This window comes from Rhizobacter sp., assembly GCF_031412495.1.
GTDB lineage: Bacteria > Pseudomonadota > Gammaproteobacteria > Burkholderiales > Burkholderiaceae_C > Schlegelella_A.
This window is the reverse complement of record NZ_JANODC010000195.1, coordinates 1-4,177: the sequence shown is the minus strand read 5'-3', so window position 1 is coordinate 4,177 and position 4,177 is coordinate 1. Positions and strand designations below refer to the sequence as shown.

The window sequence follows — 4,177 nt, the reverse complement described above, 5'->3', positions numbered from 1 at the left end:
GCGAGCTCGGCGCCGAGGTGCAGGTGCTGCGCAACGACGAGGTCGACGTCGCCGGCATCGCCGCGCTCGCGCCCGACGCGCTCGTCCTCTCGCCGGGGCCGTGCACGCCGGCCGAGGCGGGCGTGTGCGTGCCGGCGATCCAGGAGCTCGCGGGCCGGCTGCCGATCCTCGGCGTCTGCCTCGGCCACCAGGCGATCGGCGCGGCGCTCGGCGGCAAGGTGGTGCGCGCGGCGCGGCTGATGCACGGCAAGCTCGACGAGGTGACGCACGACGGCCGGGGCGTCTACGCCGCGCTGCCGGCGCGCTTCTCGGTCGTCCGCTACCACTCGCTGGCGATCGAGCGGGCGAGCCTGCCGGCGGCCCTCGACGTCACCGCGACCGCGAGCGACGGTGAGATCATGGGCGTTCGCCATCGCGCGCTGGCCGGGACGAAGGCGCCGCTCGAGGGCGTGCAGTTCCACCCCGAATCGATCCTCACCGAGCACGGCCACGCCATGCTCAAGAACTTTCTGGACGCCTTGCCATGAACCCGGTTGTCGACCTGCGCAGCGATACGGTGACCCGGCCGACCCCGGCGATGCGTGCCCACATGGCGACCGCACCGGTCGGCGACGACGTCTTCGGCGACGACCCGAGCGTCAACGCGCTGCAGGAGCGGATCGCGGCGATGCTCGGCAAGGAGGCGGCGCTCTACGTCGCCAGCGGCACGCAGAGCAACCTGGTGGCGATCATGAGCCACTGCGGCCGCGGCGACGAATACATCGTCGGCCAGATGGCGCACACCTACCGCTGGGAGGGCGGCGGCGCGGCGGTGCTCGGCAGCGTCCAGCCGCAGCCGCTCGAGCACGCGTCCGACGGCTCGCTGCCGCTCGCCGCAGTCGAGGCGGCGATCAAGCCCGACGACGCGCACTACGCCAAAAGCCGCCTGCTCTGCCTCGAGAACACGATCGGCGGCAAGGTGCTCTCGCCGGCCTACCTGGAGCAGGCCTGCGCGCTGGCGGCGCGGCGCGGCCTGTCGTCGCACCTCGACGGCGCGCGGCTCTTCAACGCCGCCGTGGCGCTCGGCGGCGACCCCCGCGCGGCGGCGCGGCAGATCGCGGCGCCGTTCGAGAGCGTCTCGGTCTGCTTCTCGAAGGGGCTCGGCGCGCCCGTGGGCTCTGCCCTCGTCGGCTCGCGCGACTTCATCGGCCGTGCCCATCGGTGGCGCAAGATGGTCGGCGGCGGCATGCGCCAGGCCGGCGTCGTCGCCGCCGCCGCGAATCATGCCCTCGACCACCACGTCGACCGGCTCGCCGAGGACCACGCCCTGGCCTTGCGCCTGGCCGCCGGGCTGGCCGGCCTGCCCGGCCTCACGGTCGAGCCGCCGCAGACCAACATCGTCTTCGCCGACCTCGCCGGCGACCGTGCGCCGGGCCTCATGGCGCACCTGAAGTCGCGAGGCGTGCTCGCGACCGGCCTCTACCGCCTGCGCTTCGTCACCCACCTCGACGTCGATGCCGAGGGCGTCGACCGCGCCATCGCGGCCATGCGCGACTACCTTCAACCTTGAGAGCGAGCCCCGCCATGGCCATCAGCAACCTCGACGCCCTCGCCCGCACCATCGATCACCGCGAGATCTTCCACGACGAGATGCTGTCGCTGGTGCGCCGCATCATGAGCGGCGAGATGTCGCCCGTGATGATGGCGGCGGTGCTCGTGGGCCTGCGCGTCAAGAAGGAGACGATCGGCGAGATCACCGCGGCGGCGCAGGTGATGCGCGAATTCGCGACCAAGGTCGAGGTGAAGGACCGCAGACACCTGGTCGACATCGTCGGCACCGGCGGCGACGGTTCGCACACCTTCAACATCTCGACCTGCAGCATGTTCGTCGCCGCCGCCTGCGGCGCCCGCGTCAGCAAGCACGGCAACCGCAGCGTCTCGAGCAAGTCGGGGAGCGCCGACGTGCTGGAGGCGCTCGGCCTGCCGCTCGATCTCGGCCCGGAGCAGATCGCGGCCTCCATCGAGGCCACCGGCATCGGCTTCATGTTCGCGCCCAACCACCATCCGGCGATGAAGAACGTCGCCCCGGTCCGCCGCGAGCTGGGCGTGCGGACCATCTTCAACATCCTCGGCCCGCTCACCAACCCGGCCGACGCGCCGAACATCCTGATGGGCGTGTTCCACCCCGACCTCGTCGGCATCCAGGTGCGGGCGCTGCAGCGGCTGGGCGCCGAGCACGCGCTCGTCGTCTACGGCCGCGACGGCATGGACGAGGTCTCGCTCGGCGCCGCCAGCATGGTCGGCGAGCTGAAGGACGGGCAGATCCTCGAGTACGACATCCACCCCGAGGACTTCGGCATGACGATGGCGAGCAACCGCGCCCTGCGCGTCGAGACGCCGGCGCAGTCGAAGGCGATGGTCGAGGCCGTCCTCGCCGACGAGCCGGGGCCGGCGCGCGACATCGTCGTCCTGAACGCCGCCGCCGCGCTCTATGCGGCCAACGTCGCGCCGGGAATGGCCGAAGGCATCGTCATGGCCCGCGCGGCGGTCGCGAGCGGGCGCGCCCGCGCCAAGCTCGACGCCTTCATCGCCTTCGCCCGGGGCCAGCGCGGGTCGGCGCCGTGAGCGACATCCTGCGCCGCATCGTCCAGGTCAAGCGCGAGGAAGTCGCCGCCGGCCGGCTGCGGCGCGACCTCGCCTCCCTGCGCCGCGAGGCCGAGGAGTCGGCGGCGCCGCGCGACTTCGTCGGCGCCCTCCGGCAGCGGGTCGGGCGCGGCGACGCCGCGGTGATCGCCGAGATCAAGAAGGCGAGCCCGAGCAAGGGCGTCCTGCGCGAGCACTTCGTGCCGGCCGAGATCGCCGCCAGCTACGAGCGGCACGGTGCCGCCGCGCTGAGCGTCCTGACCGACGAGCGCTTCTTCCAGGGGCGGGCCGGCTTCCTGGCCGAGGCGCGCGCCGCCGGCGGCCTGCCGGCGCTGCGCAAGGACTTCGTCGTGGACGCCTGGCAGCTGTTCGAGTCGCGCGCCCTCGGTGCCGACGCGGTCCTCCTCATCGCCGCCATCCTCGACGACGCGCAGATGCGCGACTTCGAGGCCACCGCCGCCGCGCTCGGCATGGGCGTGCTCGTCGAGGTGCACGACGAGCGCGAGCTGGAGCGGGCGCTGCGGCTGGCGACGCCGCTCGTCGGCATCAACAACCGCGACCTGCGCACCTTCGAGGTCTCGCTCGACACCACCCTGCGCATGCTGCCGGAGGTGCCGGCCGACCGCGTCGTCGTCTGCGAAAGCGGCATCGCCGCGCCGGCCGACGTCCAACGCATGCGCGCCGCGGGCGTGCACGCCTTTCTCGTCGGCGAGGCATTCATGCGGGCGCCGGATCCGGGCGCGGCCCTGGCGCGTCTGATCGGGTGAAGGCGGCGGACCTTGCGGCGGCCTGCGCGGCGTTGCCGGCCGCTTGGCAGGACGCCTTGCCGGGGTGGACCGCGGAACGCCGCGGGGCGGTGATCCGTTGCGTCGAGGCCTCCTCGGGCAACCGGCCGATCGCCCCGGAAGACCCGTTCCGTGCCCTGCGCCTTGTCGCGCCGGCGGAGGTGAAGGTGGTGGTGATCGGCCAGGACCCTTACCCCTTGGCCGGCCACGCCGACGGGCTCGCCTTCTCCGCCGCGCGGGGCCGGCCGCGTTCGCTGGCCCGGATCTTCGAGGTCCTCGCCGCCGACCGCCCCGGCTTCGTGCCGCCCGAGCGCTGGACGCTGGAAGCCTGGGGCAGGGCCGGGGTCCTCCTCCTGAACCCGGTCCTGACGGTCGAGGTCGGTCGGACGGGCAGTCACCAGTCATGTGGTTGGCAGGCGCTCACTGGCGAGATCGTTGCCGTGCTGGCGCGGCGGAGCCCGCCCCCGACATTCCTGCTCTGGGGCAGCAAGGCGCGCGAGTTCTGGCTCGGCTGCGGGCCACCCGATCCGGCCGTCCCCGTGCTCACGACCCGTCATCCGTCCTACGACTTTCGGCGCGCGTTCATGGCCGAGGGCAGCCACTTCGCGGCAACCGCCCACCTCGTCGACTGGTGGGGGATCGGCCGACGGGGCTGAGGCGCGTGGTATAGTCCCGGGTTCGTCTCGGAGGGGTGCCCGAGTGGCTAAAGGGGGCAGACTGTAAATCTGTTGGCTTACGCCTACGCTGGTTCGAATCCAGCCTCCTCCACC

Annotated in this window: 5 protein-coding genes and 1 tRNA gene; all 6 read left to right on the top strand. The window is 72.9% G+C overall.

The window, feature by feature from the left end:
- A partial coding sequence (locus AC30N0_RS07150) for an anthranilate synthase component II (protein ID WP_489517235.1) occupies positions 1 to 527 on the top strand: 527 nt, incomplete at its 5' end.
- Positions 524 to 1,549, top strand: coding sequence for a low-specificity L-threonine aldolase (ltaE, locus tag AC30N0_RS07145; RefSeq protein ID WP_489517234.1), 1,026 nt, complete (start codon positions 524 to 526; stop codon positions 1,547 to 1,549). The genes AC30N0_RS07150 and ltaE, both read left to right, overlap by 4 nt.
- Before the next feature lie 14 nt (positions 1,550 to 1,563).
- The gene (gene trpD / locus AC30N0_RS07140) at positions 1,564 to 2,604 is read left to right on the top strand and encodes an anthranilate phosphoribosyltransferase (RefSeq protein ID WP_489517233.1); all 1,041 of its coding nucleotides are present in this window, start codon (positions 1,564 to 1,566) and stop codon (positions 2,602 to 2,604) included.
- Positions 2,601 to 3,389 carry an indole-3-glycerol phosphate synthase TrpC gene (gene trpC / locus AC30N0_RS07135; RefSeq protein WP_489517232.1) on the top strand — a complete coding sequence of 263 codons (789 nt, stop codon included), beginning with the start codon at positions 2,601 to 2,603 and terminating at the stop codon, positions 3,387 to 3,389. The genes trpD and trpC overlap by 4 nt, the downstream gene beginning before the upstream one ends.
- Before the next feature lie 89 nt (positions 3,390 to 3,478).
- Entirely contained in the window at positions 3,479 to 4,063 is a 585-nt protein-coding gene (locus AC30N0_RS07130; protein WP_489517231.1) for a uracil-DNA glycosylase, read from the top strand.
- A 29-nt stretch (positions 4,064 to 4,092) separates the two neighbouring features.
- A tRNA-Tyr gene (locus AC30N0_RS07125) sits at positions 4,093 to 4,175 on the top strand.
- The last annotated feature ends 2 nt before the right edge of the window (positions 4,176 to 4,177 follow it).

Bases quoted from the DNA above. Each gene is read 5' to 3' on its own strand.
- ltaE (WP_489517234.1), top strand. From the start codon at position 524: ATGAACCCGGTTGTCGACCTGCGCAGCGATACGGTGACCCGGCCGACC.
- trpD (WP_489517233.1), top strand. From the start codon at position 1,564: ATGGCCATCAGCAACCTCGACGCCCTCGCCCGCACCATCGATCACCGC.